Genomic DNA, 18996 nt, shown 5'->3' with positions numbered 1-18996 from the left:
TAAAGAGAATCTGATGAGGGTGGGGGCGGTTATGTCGGCCGTATGGATAGTAGGATTGCTATGCAGCGTTTTTGCAGTTTGTCTTATCGCGCTCTTCTACATACGGTTTATGCGTTTGGAACGGCGCATAGAGCGTGTGGCAGCAGCGCTGTCTGGTAAAAAAACGAAACGGCAAGTCTCCCGAAGTTTGTCTAAAGTTTACGGTTTTATTAACGAGGGCATGAGCAGGGAGAATGATATTATTGTCTATAAGGCTGCGGAATTGCTCAAGACAGCCTATGCAGAAGGGATGCTACGCAGTGATGAGCCTATCCGCCTGATGGGGATTGTTGTCAAAGCAATTCAGGCCGGCCGGTATAATGCTGCTGCGGCTTTACTGAATACCTTCCGCCCCATGCTTTTGCAGTTGCCGGCGCAGCAGTTTCCGGTGATTGCGGAGCAGTTTGTGTTGATTGCAGTCGTTGCCTTTCGTGCTAGGCAACACTTTTTTATTTCCCGTATTGCGGATTATGTGTTTTTCATTTTGCAAAATAAAAGTCTTGTGAAGGCTAATGCCTCTCACATTTTTGATATTTTGAGAGTTTTGAAGGTGTTAGGGTTACTGGCTTTACGGCGAAAAGATTTTTCGTTATTCAGGGAAATTTGTAAATGCTGGCGTGAGAATCTGCTTACTTATGAAGAACATGAGGTTACACAGGCTGTTTTGCAGGTTTGGACAGCCTGGCTGCACCGGATTGTTAAGGTAGAAAACCAGGACATGTTTGATTTGATGGCAGAGGGAACCTGGCAACTTTTCCGGGCGGGGCGGCTAACCGATGAGGACATCAAATATTTGGTCTTGGAATGGCATAAGCAAGCGGGTATTGCTTGCCTAAATCCTTACAATCCGCTTGCTGTGGGAATTTTACGGTTCCTGTTACAACTGGCTGAAGCAAAAGCTGAATTGTCGCTTTGGACTTTAATCATCCGTCAGACGGCCCAGGTGATAAAAACAGCTATTGCCCAACGCAGTTTCCGGGATGCATTTTGTGTGTTTGTACCCTTATTAGACGCAGGGCGGAAACTTTTTATTATGGAAATAAAATTTGGCGAATATTCCGATGGGTTTCGTCAGCAGGTATTGTTCCAGATCCTGAAGGAATGCGTCATGTTGGTGGCTTATGTTGCGCGGCAGGATTACACCATTTTGCAAGGAGAGTGCATCAGGCAACTCAGAGCATGGTGGCTTGAGATTCCGGAGTATAGCGGGCGAAGAAAAACAATTTCTAAATTCTGCCAGCTTCTTTTTGCCTATTGGACTAAGACCCATCATAGACAGGCTAAAAAAGAGGGAACGGCAAACGGCTTTCTCCTGGAGCCGCAGTTCCTGACTGAACAGGAGAAGGAACTATTCTTTTTCCTAAAGAGCTACTGACTAATTAGCAATGCGCGTCCTGATGGAGTATTTCCTTCCGGCTTCTTCAACAAAACCTTGCAATAGCTCAACGGTTTTTGCGTTTTTGCTTCTTTGCCAGATGAAAAAATCTCTCGTCAGGTCGATAGGCTCATTAAATCAACAATTCTAACATATAAAAGCTTGGCCGACCGGCCAAGCTTTTATATGTTAGAATTGATAGTCATTTATCTGATAGTGGCTGTGATTGCTTTTTCACACGCGGGAAGAGATACTGCCTGTCAATAAGCGGCCTAGCCAGGGAAAACGAGTACTGAGTTTTTGGGTAGTTAGGCTGAGCAAAAGACTAAATAGCAGGGTAGCCAGATAAAAAAGAATAGTGGCCTTGGCCGTAAACAAGTAGCCGGCATGATTCATATAGTAGGAGAGGCAGTACATGACAAAAGGATGGACCAGGTAAATGAAATAGGAATGTTTTCCTAATGAATTCAGCAGGGCGGAAATAGCTGCCGGCCAGTGCTCTTTGCTAAAAACCATGAACCAGAAGAAAGTAGAGGAAACGGTATATAAAACACCAATAGGACCTAATTGATGATTGGTGCAGACCGCTTCTTCCGGTGTGTAGCCTTTGGCGAACAGCAGGTAGTAATAGTATAGCAGGATAGCTCCGAGGGTAATAGCAAAGAAAGCGGTTACGTACCGGCGCTGATAGGTCAATATCATTTTGAATGAGTCAAAGCGGAGTGCACAGACAGCTCCCAGAATGAAAATAAAGAAATAGTGGGCAATCCAATAATTCATCCGATAATCGACCAAATCGTGAAATAGCGTACCGGCGGGAGGCGGGACCAGCAAATAGCTGGAGTAATAATTAAATAGAATTTGCAAGGCCAATGCAATTAGTAAATTGGTAAGGGGATTCTTTAAAATATAACGCAGCAGAATCCGCCATAAAGGCATCAAGGCATAAAACCATAGTAATAAGACCAGAAAGTATAGTTGGTAAGAGGCTAGGCCGAAGAATAAATATTTAAGCAGCACAGGGATTGACCACACGGCAAGGTTGTGGCTGATGACTGAAATATAAACAAGATAAAGCAGTGACCAGATCAGGTAAGGGATACCGACGGTCTTAAGTCTTTTTTTCATGAAAGCCGTATAATTTAAAGGTGCAGTCAGATCTTTTTGGTGTAAAAACAGACCGAAAGCAGAAACAAAAAAGAAAATGGGGACACTAAACCGCGAGGCAATCTCCAATAAACCGAATAGATGGATGTTGACATGAGGATTGCTTAAAGAATAGGCTCCCGTGTGGATACCGATCACTCCGAGCATGGAAATGCCGCGAATATATTCAAGTGCGGGAATTCGTTGAGTGGACATATACAATACCTCCTATGCGGGCAGTCCTGTAACGATATATAATTTTAACAGATTTCTCTGTAAAATCAAAGAAGTAAAGAAATGTCTAATTTTATAGCAAGAAACGGGCCACTATTTTTGTATAATGTTACAAAAAGACAGGCGATATCTTAATATTGCGAATTTTAATCAAAGTATTGTCAAGGTTTTCGATATATGTTATAGTCTAATTAAATTAAAAATGGTTCAGAAAACTAAGCAAAGTGGCTTATAAACAGAAATGTTTATAAGCCTTTTTTTGTTAGTTTATGTATAGTTCTTGCCTATTTTATAAAATCATATGCTTTATGATGAACAAGCAAAGAGGCTTGTGGATATAGTGTTGTCCACGAGCCTCTTCTGTTTTTCGGCAAGATCGGTGACATGAGCCATAAACATTCTCTTTATTCAGGATTTCAATCAAAAAAGGAGTGGATGTCTATGAAAATTAGCGGAAGAAACAAATTGCCAGCAACGGTGAAGGAAATTATCAAAGGTTCTGTTATGGCTAAAGTGGTTATGGATTATCAGGGAGTCGAGTTAGTGGCTGCCATCACGGTTGATTCAGTTGAAGATTTGAAGCTGGTTGTTGGCGATAATGTGACCGCTTTGATTAAAGCAACTGAAATGATGGTTATTAAATAGATCTGATTCTTTTAAGGGGGTGAGTCCTAAAGATAAGGTAATAAAAAAGAAACCTTCATAAATATTTGCGGTATTTATGAAGGCAGAACAATCCGAGTCCATTGTGCATGGCTTCAGTTACTCTTTTAAATATTATAATGCACAATATTTTCTTTTTCAAGTCGAAAGTTGAAGTAAAAAATAATCGATTGATATGGAGGTAAAGATATATGAGACAGGTAGCGATTTACGGTAAAGGCGGTATTGGTAAATCTACGACTACACAGAATACGGTGGCTGCTTTAGCAGAGGCCGGGAAAAAGGTAATGGTTGTCGGCTGTGACCCGAAGGCTGACTCCACTCGGTTATTGCTTAACGGTTTGTGCCAAAAAACCGTTCTTGATACCTTGCGTGATGAAGGCGACGATATTGAATTGGACGATATCCTAAAACCGGGGTTTAGAAGTACCATGTGTGTCGAATCAGGTGGACCCGAACCGGGCGTTGGTTGTGCCGGACGTGGGATTATTACCTCGATTAACCTGTTGGAATCGCTCGGTGCCTATACGCCTGATTTGGACTATGTGTTCTACGATGTTCTGGGGGACGTTGTTTGCGGCGGGTTCGCCATGCCGATCCGGGAAGGTAAAGCCCAGGAAATTTACATTGTTGCCTCCGGTGAACTGATGGCTCTCTATGCAGCCAACAACATTTCCAAAGGTATTCAGAAATATGCGCAAACTGGCGGCGTGCGTTTGGGCGGTATTATCTGCAATAGCCGGAAGGTTGACCGAGAACTTGATTTATTACAGGCTTTTGCTACTGAGCTGGGTTCGCAGCTTATCCATTTTGTACCCCGTGACAATGTTGTGCAAAGAGCCGAGATCAATAAAAAGACGGTTATCGACTATGATCCTAAAGAAGGTCAGGCAGATGAATATAGAAAATTAGCTACTGCCATCAATCAAAATAAAATGTTTGTTGTGCCTAAGCCGATGACACAAGACCGTTTGGAAGAGTTGATGATGTCCTACGGGATTCTGGGGTAATGAAAGAAATAGCTTAATAGTAGAGGAGAAGATAATCTATGTTATTAGTTAGAGCTATCGTAAGACCGGAAAAAAAGGACGAAGTCTTGTATGAGCTTTCCACAGCCGGCTTCCATGCCGCTACGGTATTTGATGTTGTAGGTCGCGGCAAGCAAAAGGGAATTAAAGTTGGCGGTATCGTGTATGACGAAATTCCCAAGGTTATGATTATGACCGCCGTACGTGATGAGGATAGAGACGATGTGATCAGTGTCATCCTGCGAGTTGCTAAAACCGGTGAAAATGGAACTTTCGGCGATGGGAAAATATTCATATCTCCGATAGAGGAAGCCTATACGGTATCGACTGGCAAAAAAGGCTTATAGGAGGTATTGGGAATGAAAGAGATCATCGCAATTGTGCGCATGAATAAAACCAATGCGACGAAAAAAGCACTGATTGAAGCCGGTGCGGCAGGTTTCACTGCTACCAAGGTAGTTGGCCGCGGGAAAATGGTTGTGGATACCTCTACGATTGAAGATCGCAAAAGAGAACTGCTATCTATGACGAGTGAGGAAGACCGGGCAAATGCCGAAATATTAATTGAAAGTTTTTTGAACGGTGCCCGATTGTTCCCGCGACGGATGTTTAATATCATAGCCCATGATCAAGATGTAGCTAACATTGTAGAAGCCATTACGGTTGCCAATAGGACCGATAATCATGTTGGTGACGGGAAAATATTTATATTGCCTTTAGGTGATGTTGTTCGCGTGCGTACCGGCGAAACCGGAGACGAGGCTATTTAAGTAAGGTAAAAGGGGGGAGAAGCATGGCAGTTACCGAGAAAGATTTGCAAGAACTATTTGAAAAGATGCCGAGTAAAGTGCAAAAAAACCGGCGTAAACATATTTTGATTAAAAATGGTGAAATTGAAAATCCGGAAATTGAAGCGAATACCCGTACTATTCCTGGTATTATTACAAATCGCGGCTGTGCTTATGCCGGTTGTAAGGGCGTTGTTTTAGGACCTATTAAGGATATGGTTCATATTACCCATGGGCCGATTGGCTGTGCCTATTATACCTGGGGCACCCGCCGCAATAAAGCGAAACGGGAAGATAATATTAAAAATTTTATTAACTACTCTTTTTCTACCGATATGCAGGAAAGTGATATTGTGTTTGGCGGGGAGAAAAAATTGACCGCTATGATTGATGAAGTGGTAGAAATTTTGCAGCCTAAGGCCATTACCATTTCCGCCACCTGTCCGGTAGGGCTAATTGGTGACGATATCAATGCCGTAGCCAGAGAAGCGCAGAAACGTCATGGCATACAGGTCCTGGCTTTTAGCTGTGAAGGGTATAAAGGGGTCAGTCAGTCGGCGGGACATCATATCGCCAATAACAGCTTTGTGGAGCATGTTATCGGCAAAGGTGAGCAGGAGGAAGCACCGGCAAAGTTTTCAATAAACCTCTTAGGCGAATACAACATTGGCGGCGATGGCTGGGAAGTGGAACGTATCCTTAAAGATATCGGTTATCATGTTGTGTCGGTGATGACTGGCGACGGTTCCTGGGAACAGATGCGCAATGCTCATGTAGCAGAACTAAATCTGGTGCAATGCCATCGGTCCATTAACTACATTGCGGAAAAAATCGAGACTAAATATGGAACTCCCTGGCTTAAAGTAAACTTTGTAGGAATTGAGTCAACAATAAAGAGTCTTCGTGATATGGCGCTGTATTTTGATGATGCAGAACTCACTGCCAGGACGGAAGCCGTTATTGCCCGTGAAGTGGCTCGTGTACAGCCGATTATTGATCAATACGCCAAATTGTGTCAGAATAAAACCGCTTTTTGCTTTGTTGGCGGTTCGCGGGGGCATCACTTCCAAGGATTGTTCCGTGAATTAGGCATCGAAACCATCTTGGCCGGTTATGAATTCGCTCACCGTGACGACTATGAAGGCCGCGACATCATTCCTAGTATTAAACCCGATGCCGACAGCAAGAACATTCCGGATCTTCATGTAGAAGCAGATCCGAAGCGGTTTAGGCTGAAAATGTCGCCGGAGAAGCTGGCCGAGCTCAAGCAACGAATTCCTTTAAGCGATTACCCGGGAATGAATGTTGACATGAAAGAAGGCCATATCATTGTCGATGATTTGAATCATTTTGAAACAGAAGAATTTATCAAATTGCTGAAACCGGATATTTTTTCTTCCGGCATCAAGGATAAGTATGTAGTTCAAAAGATGGGTATACCGGCAAAACAACTGCATTCCTATGACTATAGCGGTCCTTATGCCGGATTTAACGGTGCGGTGAATTTTGCCCGTGACGTTAGCATGGGTTTTGCTTCACCGACTTGGAACTTTATCACTCCACCCTGGAAAAACAGTCCGGCTTTGTCGGGGGAAATGAATGAAGGAGGCGACAAATAAGATGCTTGATTATACACCGAAAGAAATAAAACAGCGTCCAAGCGGCGCCGTCATCAATCCCGCCAAGACCTGTCAACCTATTGGCGCTATGTACGCAGCGCTTGGCATAAAGGGCTGTTTGCCTCACAGCCATGGGTCACAAGGGTGCTGCTCCTTTCACCGGATGCATTTAACCAGGCATTTCCGTGATCCCATCATGGCGTCTACCAGTAGCTTTACCGAAGGGGCTTCTGTTTTTGGCGGCGGTGCCAACTTAAAAACAGCCATAAAAAATGTTTTCACCTTATATAATCCGGATGTCATGGCGGTCCATACTACCTGTCTGTCTGAAACGATTGGCGACGATATTCCTACGATTATCAAACAATCGGAAATTCCGGAGGGGAAAGTGGTATTCCATGCCAATACGCCAAGCTATCAGGGATCTCATATTACCGGCTTTTCCAATATGACGAAAGCCATGGTTACTTACTTTGCGCAAGCCTCGGAAGACCTTAAAAAGGAACAGATAAATATTATTCCCGGCTTTGTTAATCCCGGTGATATGCGTGAGATTAAAAGGATCGTAAAAGCTATGCAGCTTAAATTCATTATGTTTCCTGATACATCAGGTGTAGTAGATTCACCGATGACGGGTAAATTTGAAATGTACCCCAAGGGCGGTGTTACCCTGGAAGAATTGAAAGATGCCGGAAACTCAAAAGCAACCCTGGCGCTAGGCCGGTTTGCTTCTCAGGATGCGGCGGATCAACTGGAAAAGAAATGTAAAGTACCGGCAATTTCTTTAAAAACCCCAATTGGTGTAAAAGCTATGGATGATTTTCTTATGGCATTACGGTCTGCTTTTGCTGCGGAAATTCCTTATGAGCTGGAAGAAGAACGCGGGCAGCTCGTTGATATTATGACCGATACGCATTTCCATTTCCATGGTAAAAAGGTTGCTGTTTTTGGTGATCCTGATATTGTTACAGGTCTAACCGAATTCCTGCTGAGTCTGGGTATGCTGCCTGTGCATGTGTTGACCGGTACGCCGGCCGGCGCCTTAGGTTCCGGATTGGCCGGTTTTGAAAATGAAATTCAGGGTATGCTGAAAGCAGCAGGGGTGAAGGCTAATGTGAAAGCACCAGGTGATTTGTTTGAACTCCATCAATGGATTAAGAATGAACCTGTCGATTTGCTCATTGGCAATACCTATGGCAAGTATATTGCCCGCGCTGAGGATATTCCTTTTGTACGTATTGGTTTTCCCATTTTAGACCGCAGTGTTCATTCCTACCTGCCGATTGTCGGCTATCGCGGGGCCATGCGAATTGTGGAAATGATCAGCGGCGCTTTATTGGACCGAGCCGACCGGGATGCGGCTGACGAGGATTTTGAATTGGTTATGTAATAGCTGTAATCTATGGGTACAGGGGAAACTTGCTTTTCTGTACTCATAGACTATCAGGCGAATAGCAACGGAAAGGATGTGACAGATGGTGAGTGAGGCGGCCGTTATACGCGACAGGGAAGATTTTATAACAATTAAAGGAAAACAAAAAAAGCAGCTTGCTTGTGATGCCGACAGTATCGCGGGCTGTGTCAGTCAGCGGGCCTGTGTATATTGCGGAGCCAGAGTAGTCCTTAATCCGATTACTGATGCAATCCATCTGGTGCATGGTCCGATTGGCTGTGCCAGTTATACCTGGGATATCCGTGGCAGTCTTAGTAGTGGCGAGGATTTGTATCGCAATAGCTTTTCCACTGATTTAAAAGAACAGGACGTTATCTTTGGCGGTGAAAAAAAGCTCGCAGCCGCGATTGATGAGCTGGTTGCTAAGCATAAGTCGGCCAAACTGGTTATAGTATACTCCACTTGTATCGTAGGCGTCATTGGTGACGATTTGGAGGCTGTGTGCAAAGCGGCAGCCCAAAGGCATAATATTGAAGTTATTCCCGTGCAGTCCAGTGGTTTTATCGGCAACAAAGCGGCAGGTTACCGTGCCGCCGGAGAAGCTCTGCTGCGTTTAATTCATCCTGGTGATGTCAAACTGGCAAAACAGGAAAAAACGATTAATTATCTGGGTGACTTTAATTTGGCCGGTGAAGCCTGGATTATTAGAAAGTACCTGGAGGAAATTGGTGTTAAATTAAATGTGGTATTTACCGGTGATTCGAACTATGAAGATCTGAAAAAGGCAACTGGTGCTTCGCTAAATATCATTCAATGTGCCGGTTCGATGCATTATCTGGCCGCTAAGATCGAAGAACTCTACCAAATTCCTTATCTGAACGTTTCGTTTTTAGGATTGGAGGATACGGCAGATTCACTACGCCGGATTGCCCAAGCATTTCATGATCCCGCTATGCTGGAAAGGGCCGAACGCTTAATTGCCAGAGAACTGGCAGTGGTTAAACCTCAGATAGACAGTTATCGAGGCAAACTGGCTGGAAAGAAGGCGGCAGTCTATGTAGGCGGCGGTTTCAAGGCGATTTCATTAATTAAACAGTTTCGTGAAATCGGCATGGAAGTAGTCATGATCGGGACACAGACAGGGCGAAAAGAAGAGTATGAAACAATTGACAAGCTGGTTCAACAAGGTACGGTTATTTTAGATGATGCAAATCCTGCCGAACTGGAACGGTTTATGGTTGAGCAGGAAGCAGACTTATTGGTTGGCGGTGTGAAGGAAAGGCCGTTGGCCTATAAGCTAGGTAAGGCTTTTGTTGATCATAATCATGACCGTAAGCATCCGTTAAGCGGTTTTGTCGGAGCCGTGAATTTTGCTGCGGAAGTTTATTCCACTGTATGTTCGCCGGTCTGGAAATACATTAAAGCGTAGCAAGGAGGGAAACAGATGACAATTGCACGAAATGTAAATGAGAATCCGTGCAATATGTGTATGCCCATGGGTGGTATTATTCCGTTTAAGGGAATAGAAAACGCCATGGTTATTATACATGGCTCTCAAGGGTGCAGTACCTATATGCGCCGGCATATTGCCGAACATTTTAATGAACCGGTGGACGTAGGCTCTTCCTCGCTAAATGAAAAGGGTACGGTATACGGTGGCGAAAAAAACTTAAAACAGGCTTTGGATAATATTATCCGCGTATATCAGCCTAAACTTATCGGTGTGCTTACTACCTGCTTGTCCGAAACGATTGGTGAAGATATTGAGCGAATTACAGCCGAATACCGACTGACAAAAGACCGGGAGGAACTGGCCATTGTTGCCGTGCCCACACCGGGTTATGGCGGATCGCATACGGAAGGTTACCTTCTTGCCTTAAAGAAAATCGTTATGAAGCTGGCGAAAAAGACGGCCAGAAAACATAATAAGGTTAATGTTATCGTCCCGCATATCAGTAGTGCCGATGTCCGGGAGATAAAAAGGATTTTGCAAATGGTGGGTATTGAGTACACTCTGTTTCCTGATGTTTCCGATACACTGGACAGACCATTAGCCAAACCGTATACGAAAATACCGGTAGGTGGAACTCCCCTGGCTGAGATAGAAGCAATGCCGGGAGCTATTGCAACCATACAACTTGGCATTACGATGGATGATGAGCTATCACCGGGAAAATATCTGGAAGAAGAGTTTGGTGTCCCCCTGTATAATGTGCCGATTCCAATTGGTCTAAAGAATACAGACCGGTTTATGACAGCTTTAGGTCAAATCACCAATCAGTCCTGCTTACCGCCAGGCATAGAAGCGGAACGGGGACGATTGCTGGACGCTATGGTGGATTCCCATAAATATAATTTTCAGGGGCGCAGCGTAATTTTTGGTGAACCGGAGTTAGTATACGCTGTAAGTAAAATTTGTTTTGAAAATGGAGTATTTCCTGTTGTAATTGGCACAGGCAGTCCTAATAGTAGATTTGCGGAACTAATAGAAATGGACAGGGCAGAAGTCGATGCACCGCCAGTTATTGTACTGCCTGCCACTGATTTCGTAACACTTCGCCGTGAGGCTAAGAACGCAGGAGCCAACATTGCCATTGGGCACTCAGATGGAAGATATATTGAAGAACATGAAAAAATTCCGTTGGTACGATTAGGCTTTCCCATTCATGACCGTGTAGGGGGGCAACGACTTTTGTCAGTTGGTTATACGGGAACGGCCATGTTCTTAGACCGGATCACCAATACCCTGCTGGCAGAAAAACGCCGTTCTTATAGAAAGTCCATGTATGAAAACTTTTATCAGGGTTTGGAGCAGCCACCGGCCTGCGATATGAATTGAGGTGAGAAAGATGTCTTGCAAATGTTCAGACGAAAATAGTAACCCCGAAATCTTACAGCAAAAAACACAACAACATCCCTGCTATTCTGCCGGTGCACATCATAAATACGCCCGTATGCATCTACCGGTAGCTCCGGCCTGTAATATCAGCTGTAATTACTGTAACCGGAAGTTTGATTGTGTTAATGAGAGCCGGCCGGGAGTGACAAGCGAGATTCTTTCTCCGGAAGCCGCAAAAGAGAAATTCTTAATGGTAAAAGAAAAAATTGAGAACTTAACGGTTGTCGGGATTGCCGGACCGGGGGATGCTCTGGCCAACTGGCCGGCAGTAAAAAAGAGCATTGCACTGATCAAAGCAGTTTCGCCGGAAACTACCTTTTGCTTGTCGACCAATGGCTTGATGCTGCCCGAGTACGCTGAAGAAATAGTAAGCAGTGGTGTTCGTCATGTAACGGTAACGGTTAACTGTTTGGAGCCTGAAATTGGTGCTAAAATTTATAAATCGGTAACTTATCAAGGTGAAACGTACAGCGGAGAAACCGGTGCAAAGTTATTAATCGGCAACCAATTGTCAGGCGTGGAATACTTGGCGAAGCAAGGTGTGCTGGTCAAGATCAATATTGTCATGATCAAAGGGATAAACGATCAGCATATTCCCCTGATAGTGAAAAAAGTAAAAGAATTAGGCGCTTTTATTACCAATATTATGCCCTTGATTCCAGCGCCAGGTAGTGTTTTTGAAACCTACTCGCAAACAAGCATGAAAGACATTAATGAAATGCGTAATCTGTGTCAGTTGGATATTCAGCAGATGAGACACTGTCAGCAATGTCGGGCTGACGCGATTGGCCTTCTCAAAGAAGACCGGTCTACGGAATTCCGCACCTGTCAATCGGAAGTCCGTTCCGAGGTAAATGAGCTTGTTCCTGAAACTAAACTGTTCAAAATTGCCGTGACCTCCAAGCACGGCAAACTAGTCGATCTTCACTTTGGCCATGCCACGGAGTTTTTAATTTTTGAAGGTGACGGTTCTGTTTTTAAACAGACTGAGGTTAGAAAGTCAGCTAAATATTGTTTAGGCATGGAAGAATGTGACGAAGAAATGGCAAGACGGAAAATGATTATTCAAGCCATTGCCGACTGTGATGCGGTATTGACTATGCGTATTGGCTATAATGCGCAAGCGATGTTGAAAGAGCATGGAATTGACAGCATTGAATATTGCTATACGGTGGAAAGCGGTTTGAAATTTGCGGTTGAACAACTTACCTTAAAAAAAGTGATATAAATCAATAATGGAGGATGAACATGAACAAACCTAAACGCCATATATTTGTCTGTACCAGCTCGCGGATGACTGGACAGGCAAAAGGGTTTTGCCTGACAAAGGATGCGGTTGGTGTAGTAGAAGCCTTTATGGAAGAAATCAGGGACCGGGATCTTAGTGGTGAAGTGTTTATTTCCAATACGGGTTGTTTTGGTATCTGCGAACAGGGACCGATTGTCGTTGTCTATCCTGACAATGTATGGTATGGTTCGGTTACGCCTGACGATGTAGAGGAAATTATGGATGAGCATATTGAGGGCGACTCGATTGTGCAGCGTTTGGCGCTATAAGGAAGTTAGTTTAAGGAGGCGAATTTGATGGCTAAGGAAATTGCCGTACTGGTCAATGAGCGGCAGGTAACGGCAGGAATTAATGAACCGGGAATTTTAGTAGTTTATGCCAAAGAAAATACAGTATGGACTCCCGTCCGTCAAATGTCGGTCTCCTTTGATTACGGGCAAGGGTTAGTTGGGCTGCGAAAAAAAATGACAGAACTGATTGCCTTTTTGCAGCAATGTAAAACTTTTATTGCCTTAGCCGTACAGGGTGTTCCTTACTTTGAATTGGAAAAGGCTCAGGTTAATGTGTGGGAGATTGAGGGAAAACCGGAAAGCTTCCTGGATGAAGTCTGGGAGCGGGAACGGGAGCTGGCCACGCAAAAAATTACGGTAGTTAAGCCCAGTGTGGAGTCCTTCATTGAAGAACCTTCCTGCGGACATTATTTTGTAAACTTAACAAAAGTCCAGCAGAATAATGCCGGCGTTACGTCCAAACAAGTACTATTGCCGCTGTTGCGTAAAGGAAAGTTTGAGACTATTGGTATACAGTGTAAGCATATTCCCCCCTGGCTGGAAGCCGAACTGATGGAAAAAAAGCTGAATTATGCGGTGGAACGTATTAATGCCAATGAGGTGAAAGTAAATATTAGCAGCAGAGGCTGATTTTGAATTTTATCAGGGTATTGTCAAGAGTTTCGATATATGTTATAGTCTAATTAAATTGAAAATTATTTGGGGAAACTAAGCAAAGTGGCTTATAAACATCAACGTTTGTAAGTCTTTTTCTGTTAATTTATGTATAATGCCTGTATGGTTATAAAGTCATATGCTTTATATAACAAGCAAAGAGGCTTGTGGATAATGTATTATCCATGAGTCTCTTTTGCTTTTTGGTAGCCATCGTTACAAACAGATGCTGCCCCTGGTACTCCCACCGATCTTGAAACTAGAAATTGCTGACGATCAACATTCCGCATCCTTCGTTGTCGTCAGTCGGCATACTGGCGATATGTCTTTTGCCTCCGTCCCGGCTGACAAAATTTTGCCTCGCGATCAGCTTCTTATTTCAAAGTTGGTAAAGTACTAGCTTATAAGCCAGGGCTGAAATTCTAATCCAATTAAGTGAAAATTTAATTGTCAGGATTTTCGGTAATTGGAGTGATAGTTGTGAATAAACCTGTCATTTACATGGACCAAACAGTTAATGAGGGGCTGAGAAGAAATATACGATCTGCTAACTTGCAATTGATGCTTAAAGCGATAAAAGAGTTGCAGGTTGGTTATATTGATGTTGTCGTTTCCGATTGGGAGAAAAGCGGGCTTCGCTCTTGCAACATGGAAAGCTATTTTTTTCGTGGCAATATAAGACCTAATATGCATGAATTATATAAAGCCTATCACTTGGGGTTTGATAAAATTAGTATTTTTTGCCCCCATGTGTCGCGAAAAAGCAACAGTAAAAAATTGTATCCCTTATTAGAGGCCGCCACACGGCTTAATCTGGATATTTTTCTGCACATTGAAAATGCGGCGCAGATTTCTGCGGTTGATATAGATTTTTATCTTAAATTATTGGTTAAATTCAATATAAAGTCGTTCATTTATGGTGATAAAGAAGGCCGGCTTGATCCTTTTCAGATTTATGAGGCCTTGGCCTATATGGCAAAAGTTATTCCCTGCTCTTTGGAGTTTCATGGGCATAATATGTATGGCATGGCTACTGCGAATGCTTTAGCGGCAATCAGAGCCGGTGTTGGAAGGATTGCCACAGCGATTGGCGGAGTAGGGGAACGTGGGCACGCTGCGATGGAAGAAGTGCTTCTGGGCAGCAGGCATTTACTAAAAAAGACTGTCCATATTGATGCGTCCTTAGCAAGCAATTGTGCTCACATTCTGGCTTGCATGGGGCTTAAAGTCCCGGTTAATAAAGCGATTATCGGCACTGGCATTTTTACCCATGAATCCGGCTTGCATGTCGATGGTGTTGTGAAAGATCCTTCCTTATATGAAGCATTTTCGCCGGAGGAAGTTGGCTTGATACGAAAACTGGTTATTGGCAAACACTCAGGTTCCGTATCATTACGAGTCAAACTCCAGCAGATGAATATTCAGGCGACTGACGAAGAAATCAGGGCATTGCTGCCTAAAATACGAAAACTTGCCGTGCTGCAAAAAGGAAATTTGGGGGAAGAGCAAATCAGAAAAATCTACGATACGGAACTCGCGCGAGATTAGTGAAGGGAGAGGTGAGAAACTAATGACGCAGACAGTGGAATTTGTGGACACAACACTTAGAGATGGAGAGCAGGCAGCAGGCGTTGCATTTTCCATAAAGGAGAAAGTTCTGATTGCGCGGGCACTGGATCAGGCCGGCATTAGCTGGATTGAGGCCGGAACTCCGGCCATGGGAGAAGAAGAGCAAGAGGCAATGCGGGCCATTTTATCTGCTCGTTTGAAAGCAACAGTGTTTTCTTGGAACAGGGCAAGAAGAGAAGATATATTAGCATCGGTTCAATGCGGTTTTTCTTTTGTCCATATTTCAGTACCTGTATCGGATTTTCATATTTACAACAAATTGAAAAAAAACCGGGATTGGGTTATACTGCAATTAAAAGATATGATTCGTTTTGCCAGGAGCTTTGGTTGTACGGTATTTGTCGGAGCCGAAGATGCTTCCAGGGCTGACCGGGAATTTTTTTTACAAGTTGCTCATACGGCGGCAAAATGGGGAGCTAAGCGGATTCGGTTTGCCGATACAGTCGGATGTCTGGAACCTTTTACTACTTTTTCTATACTAAAGGAATTGAATGCTTCCTGTCCCTTGCCGATAGAATTTCATGCCCATAATGATTTTGGGCTGGCAACGGCAAATACGGTAGCCGCCTGCAAAGCAGGGGTGCAATATGCTAGCACTACTATCGCCGGTATCGGTGAACGGGCTGGTAATGCGGCACTGGAAGAAATAGTTGCCGCTTTGGCCGTGTTTGGAAACACGGCTCCTTTTATCAGGACTAAAGCCAGTAACCGCCTGGCAATGATGGTTTCACCTTATAGTTTTCCCTATAAGCCGGTCATTGGCAGCCAAATGAAGGGTTTGAAATATGAGAAATATGTAAGTAAAAAAAGAGATGCCGGATAATAAGACAGAAGAGGCGGGAAGAGTGATGGAGTTATTAACCCCAGGAAGCGTTGCGCCGGACTTTTCTTTATTGGCTTCAAATGGTCAGCAGGTAAGTTTACGGCAATGGCTGGGAAAAAGTGTTGTTTTGTACTTTTATCCCAAAGATAATACGCCGGGATGTACGCAGGAAGCTTGTGAGTTTCGGGATGCACAGAGTCAATTTGAAGCAAAACAGGCGATTATTTTAGGTGTTAGCCGTGATCCTATAACAGCTCATACTAAGTTTATCGGTAAATTCAATTTGCCTTTTTTGCTATTGAGCGATCCGGATGGCGCTGTTGCAGGGCAGTACGGCGTGTGGAAGGAAAAAAACATGTATGGCAAAAAGGTTATGGGCATAGAGCGCTCAACGTTCATTATTGACCCGCAAGGCGTTATTTCTCATGTGTTTCGCAAAGTTAAGGTAGCTGGACATATTGAACAGGTGTTAAAGTTGCTTTGAGTGTAAAATAAAAAGTAGGGGCGCGATGTGCACCCCTACTTTTTACAGTTTAATTCCTATAAAATCGCCGGAAGCGAAAGGATTGTTTTCTATTAATTGCTCAGGCAAAATATCAAAATGCTTAAAAAATTTCTTTGCACCGACATAAGCGCCTTTGGTTGCATAACGGATAGGAAAAGAATTGACGTTTTGTTCGCCTAGGGGGAGCAAGCCCACCGTACGAGTTTCCTGATCATACCCTATCATGCAGAATGGACTGTTGTTTAACAGTTCCGTTGCAAGTTTATTAAAAACAATGCGGCCATTGGGCCTTAATTCAATTCTAGGCTCGATTAATTTTGACGATCGTTCTTTATGCGGTTCAAACAGGGTAAATGAATATTCCATAATGACACTCCTTACTTTTATTAATATGTATTTAATAAAAGTATGCTCAAAATATTAATTTTATAAACAATCTTTTAAATTAATTTTATGTTTTTTTATAAGTAGGCTATAATACAAATATAGAAAAAAGAAAAATATTAACTGGTCACAGGAGGTTATAAAATGAATCAGCAGCTCTGGTTATATTTTCTGGTAGTTATCCTTGGTGGAGCGATTGCCAAAGAATTGTTTGTAAATCCGTTTATGCTTGTTGTCATTGATTTGGCAATTTTATTGATTCTTTATTTGATATTATCCCGTTATCCGTTTGTGGATATAAAAAAGAGCATGTATTTCTTATCTTTTTTGACGTTTATCACCATATTGGTGGATGTCAATATTGTACCGGGGATTCTTGGCTATATCATTATTTTAGGATTGCTGCTATGGATGATTTTCAGGCGAGATAGTGGAAATGGACCGAAACGGCCGCCATTGCGCCATAAATGGCATAAATAATCATGGCTGCACGATGAGTGTAGCCATGATTATTTATGCAAAACTGAAGGGAAAGGAGCCGGGATTTTGAAAAATCACCGATTAACCCGAGCGGCCTTATTATTGGCTTTAACGTTGTTATTTCAATCTTTGCGGCTATTGATTCCCATTCCTGCGGTTGCCACCACATTTATTATCGGCAGTCTGGTCAATGCCTGTCTTTTACTTGCCGCATATTTTTCAGGCTTCGGGCCTGCGTTCGCGATTGCGGTCCTGGCCCCTGTTGTCGCTTATTTTCAGCAAATGTTGTTTGTGCCGATCTTCATTATTCCTGTTGCTTTAGGAAATATAATCTATATCACTCTGTCTTTGCTTTTAATTAAGAGGAAAAACGGCGGAATAGGTATTGTGGTTGCCGCGTTTGCTAAAGCCGTTTTTATGTTTGGTTCATGTACCTGGCTGGCTGCGTGGCTGATCTTACCGGAGAAAGTTGCCGCAGGGCTGCTTTTTGTAATGAGCTGGCCGCAAGCGGTCACCGGGATTACCGGTGGGTGGATCGCATATAGTGCGGGGAAAAGACTAGGGGCATTTAGGCGTTCGGAAATATAAATCCGCTCCTTAGAGAATTCTGCTTAATAGTGGGCCGTTTTTCTTCAGCCAATTTCTTTCTTGACGGTAAGTTGGCGAGAACTTTTCCACCAGGGACCAGAACTTACGGGAATGATTAGGCTCGAGGAAATGGCATAGCTCATGAATGACCAAGTAATCCATTACACTGGGAGGTGCCATTATAATCCGCCAGTTATAACTGACCGTGCCGGAGGAAGAACAACTGCCCCAGCGGGTTTTTTGATCTTTGATGGAAATACGTTTGGGGCAGACTTTAAGTTTGGCGGACCAATAAGATGTTTTGTGAGCCAACTGCCGGGCGGCGGCATGTCCATACCATTTACTTAGTTGAGTGGCTATGTATTTTGGTGAGACTGACTGATCCGGCAAAGCAATTACCAAGTCCTGGCCGCTAATATAAACTGGTGGAGTCGTATTGTTGTAAAGAAACCGGAGCTGAAAAATTTCGCCCTCATAGAGGATGGCAGCGCCGTCCTGGATCTGCCGGTTAACCGGAATAGCGGATAATGCGGTTAATTGTGCGATACGGGATAAGACCCATTTGCTTTTTTGCGCCACTATTTTTTCGATGGTAGCCAATTGGCAGCCTAAAGGAGCTACTATATCTAAGGAGTTGCTATTTGTCAGTTTAAGCTGTACCGTTTTGCGGTTTTTTTGATAGGTGATATGGCAAAGGATTGGCATGTCTTTAAGCGTGATTGTTTTGTCCATTAATATCTCCTGTGTTTTTATCGTAGGGTGCCGAGTCTGATAAGCTTTTATAATAGAGTTTTGCGTTAATGTGTTAAATCCTGCTGGCGATGATTAATAAGTTGGACGCTGGTGCAGGGGATTTTTCTGACAAGTTGAATATAAACACCATGATTCTAGATAATAAGTTATAAATGGGGAAGGTTATTGTGAAAACTAAAATTAACGAAACAGGAAAAAGGGAAACCCAAATAACCCTATCCCAATAGATAAAAAAGAATAGGTGTAAAAGACCGGATATATTTGAAAAATAAAGACGTACGTAATATAGTTAAGATAAGCTATTATGTCGTGGTGGCGATGAGCATGCCTGCAAGGCAATATTTGAGTCATAAAACTCGCCAGATTCCAACAGCTTGTAGATAAGCGTTAGAATCTTTCTCGCCACTGCAATAATAGC

20 protein-coding genes are annotated in these 18996 nt (G+C 43.3%); 17 read left to right on the top strand and 3 right to left on the bottom strand.

What is annotated here, in order from left to right; all coding sequences use genetic code 11:
- Nucleotides 1–31 precede the first annotated feature (31 nt).
- The gene (locus F3H20_RS13170; RefSeq protein ID WP_149735377.1) at nucleotides 32–1414 is read left to right on the top strand and encodes a hypothetical protein; all 1383 of its coding nucleotides are present in this window, start codon (nucleotides 32–34) and stop codon (nucleotides 1412–1414) included.
- A 234-nt stretch (nucleotides 1415–1648) separates the two neighbouring features.
- Here the strand turns inward: F3H20_RS13170 and F3H20_RS13165 are convergent, their stop codons facing one another.
- Nucleotides 1649–2776: an acyltransferase gene (locus F3H20_RS13165; RefSeq protein WP_149735376.1), complete on the bottom strand. Its 1128-nt coding sequence runs from the start codon at nucleotides 2774–2776 to the stop codon at nucleotides 1649–1651.
- Nucleotides 2777–3235: 459 nt separating this feature from the next.
- On the opposite strand from F3H20_RS13165, the gene F3H20_RS13160 reads away from it, so the two are divergent.
- The 14 genes from F3H20_RS13160 to bcp all read left to right on the top strand — a co-directional run bounded on the left by F3H20_RS13160 (nucleotide 3236) and on the right by bcp (nucleotide 16352).
- Entirely contained in the window at nucleotides 3236–3439 is a 204-nt protein-coding gene (locus tag F3H20_RS13160; RefSeq protein ID WP_091748863.1) for a TOBE domain-containing protein, read from the top strand.
- A 209-nt stretch (nucleotides 3440–3648) separates the two neighbouring features.
- Nucleotides 3649–4467, top strand: a complete 819-nt coding sequence (nifH, locus tag F3H20_RS13155) for a nitrogenase iron protein (protein WP_091748866.1) — start codon at nucleotides 3649–3651, stop codon at nucleotides 4465–4467.
- A 38-nt stretch (nucleotides 4468–4505) separates the two neighbouring features.
- Nucleotides 4506–4832 (top strand): P-II family nitrogen regulator, encoded by a 327-nt coding sequence (locus tag F3H20_RS13150; RefSeq protein ID WP_091748869.1) that lies wholly within the window; start codon nucleotides 4506–4508, stop codon nucleotides 4830–4832.
- 12 nt (nucleotides 4833–4844) lie between these two features.
- Entirely contained in the window at nucleotides 4845–5255 is a 411-nt protein-coding gene (locus tag F3H20_RS13145) for a P-II family nitrogen regulator (RefSeq protein WP_149735375.1), read from the top strand.
- Between the two features lie 23 nt (nucleotides 5256–5278).
- Nucleotides 5279–6892, top strand: a complete 1614-nt coding sequence (gene nifD / locus F3H20_RS13140) for a nitrogenase molybdenum-iron protein alpha chain (RefSeq protein WP_149735374.1) — start codon at nucleotides 5279–5281, stop codon at nucleotides 6890–6892.
- Nucleotides 6873–8282: a nitrogenase molybdenum-iron protein subunit beta gene (gene nifK / locus F3H20_RS13135; protein ID WP_223191761.1), complete on the top strand. Its 1410-nt coding sequence runs from the start codon at nucleotides 6873–6875 to the stop codon at nucleotides 8280–8282. Before nifD ends, nifK begins: the two co-directional genes overlap by 20 nt.
- Before the next feature lie 85 nt (nucleotides 8283–8367).
- Entirely contained in the window at nucleotides 8368–9714 is a 1347-nt protein-coding gene (gene nifE / locus F3H20_RS13130) for a nitrogenase iron-molybdenum cofactor biosynthesis protein NifE (RefSeq protein ID WP_149735373.1), read from the top strand.
- A 15-nt stretch (nucleotides 9715–9729) separates the two neighbouring features.
- Complete coding sequence (locus tag F3H20_RS13125) at nucleotides 9730–11124, top strand: nitrogenase component 1 (RefSeq protein ID WP_149735372.1); 1395 nt, start codon at nucleotides 9730–9732, stop codon at nucleotides 11122–11124.
- Between the two features lie 10 nt (nucleotides 11125–11134).
- The gene (gene nifB, locus F3H20_RS13120) at nucleotides 11135–12412 is read left to right on the top strand and encodes a nitrogenase cofactor biosynthesis protein NifB (protein ID WP_149735371.1); all 1278 of its coding nucleotides are present in this window, start codon (nucleotides 11135–11137) and stop codon (nucleotides 12410–12412) included.
- Nucleotides 12413–12432: 20 nt separating this feature from the next.
- The gene (locus F3H20_RS13115) at nucleotides 12433–12741 is read left to right on the top strand and encodes a 2Fe-2S ferredoxin (protein ID WP_149735370.1); all 309 of its coding nucleotides are present in this window, start codon (nucleotides 12433–12435) and stop codon (nucleotides 12739–12741) included.
- Nucleotides 12742–12768: 27 nt separating this feature from the next.
- The gene (locus F3H20_RS13110) at nucleotides 12769–13392 is read left to right on the top strand and encodes a Fe-only nitrogenase accessory AnfO family protein (protein WP_149735369.1); all 624 of its coding nucleotides are present in this window, start codon (nucleotides 12769–12771) and stop codon (nucleotides 13390–13392) included.
- Between the two features lie 504 nt (nucleotides 13393–13896).
- Nucleotides 13897–14964 (top strand): homocitrate synthase/isopropylmalate synthase family protein, encoded by a 1068-nt coding sequence (locus F3H20_RS13105; RefSeq protein ID WP_149735368.1) that lies wholly within the window; start codon nucleotides 13897–13899, stop codon nucleotides 14962–14964.
- Nucleotides 14965–14986: 22 nt separating this feature from the next.
- Nucleotides 14987–15868 (top strand): beta/alpha barrel domain-containing protein, encoded by an 882-nt coding sequence (locus F3H20_RS13100; RefSeq protein WP_149735367.1) that lies wholly within the window; start codon nucleotides 14987–14989, stop codon nucleotides 15866–15868.
- 25 nt (nucleotides 15869–15893) lie between these two features.
- Nucleotides 15894–16352, top strand: a complete 459-nt coding sequence (bcp, locus tag F3H20_RS13095) for a thioredoxin-dependent thiol peroxidase (RefSeq protein ID WP_149735409.1) — start codon at nucleotides 15894–15896, stop codon at nucleotides 16350–16352.
- 42 nt (nucleotides 16353–16394) lie between these two features.
- On the opposite strand, the gene F3H20_RS13090 is transcribed toward bcp, so the two are convergent.
- A complete protein-coding gene (locus tag F3H20_RS13090) occupies nucleotides 16395–16739 on the bottom strand; it encodes a hypothetical protein (RefSeq protein ID WP_091748906.1) in 345 nt (114 codons plus the stop codon).
- A gap of 162 nt (nucleotides 16740–16901) precedes the next feature.
- On the opposite strand from F3H20_RS13090, the gene F3H20_RS13085 reads away from it, so the two are divergent.
- Entirely contained in the window at nucleotides 16902–17237 is a 336-nt protein-coding gene (locus F3H20_RS13085) for a hypothetical protein (RefSeq protein WP_149735366.1), read from the top strand.
- Nucleotides 17238–17303: 66 nt separating this feature from the next.
- Nucleotides 17304–17825, top strand: a complete 522-nt coding sequence (locus F3H20_RS13080) for a hypothetical protein (RefSeq protein ID WP_223191760.1) — start codon at nucleotides 17304–17306, stop codon at nucleotides 17823–17825.
- Between the two features lie 9 nt (nucleotides 17826–17834).
- Here F3H20_RS13080 and F3H20_RS13075 read toward each other — a convergent pair whose 3' ends face one another.
- Nucleotides 17835–18557, bottom strand: a complete 723-nt coding sequence (locus F3H20_RS13075) for a M48 family metallopeptidase (protein WP_149735364.1) — start codon at nucleotides 18555–18557, stop codon at nucleotides 17835–17837.
- Nucleotides 18558–18996 lie beyond the last annotated feature (439 nt).

Origin of the sequence: Propionispora hippei DSM 15287 (genome assembly GCF_900141835.1) — a bacterium.
Taxonomy (GTDB): domain Bacteria; phylum Bacillota; class Negativicutes; order Propionisporales; family Propionisporaceae; genus Propionispora; species Propionispora hippei.
The sequence above is the reverse complement of the archived record's forward strand: the minus strand, read 5'-3'. Positions and strand labels throughout refer to the sequence as shown.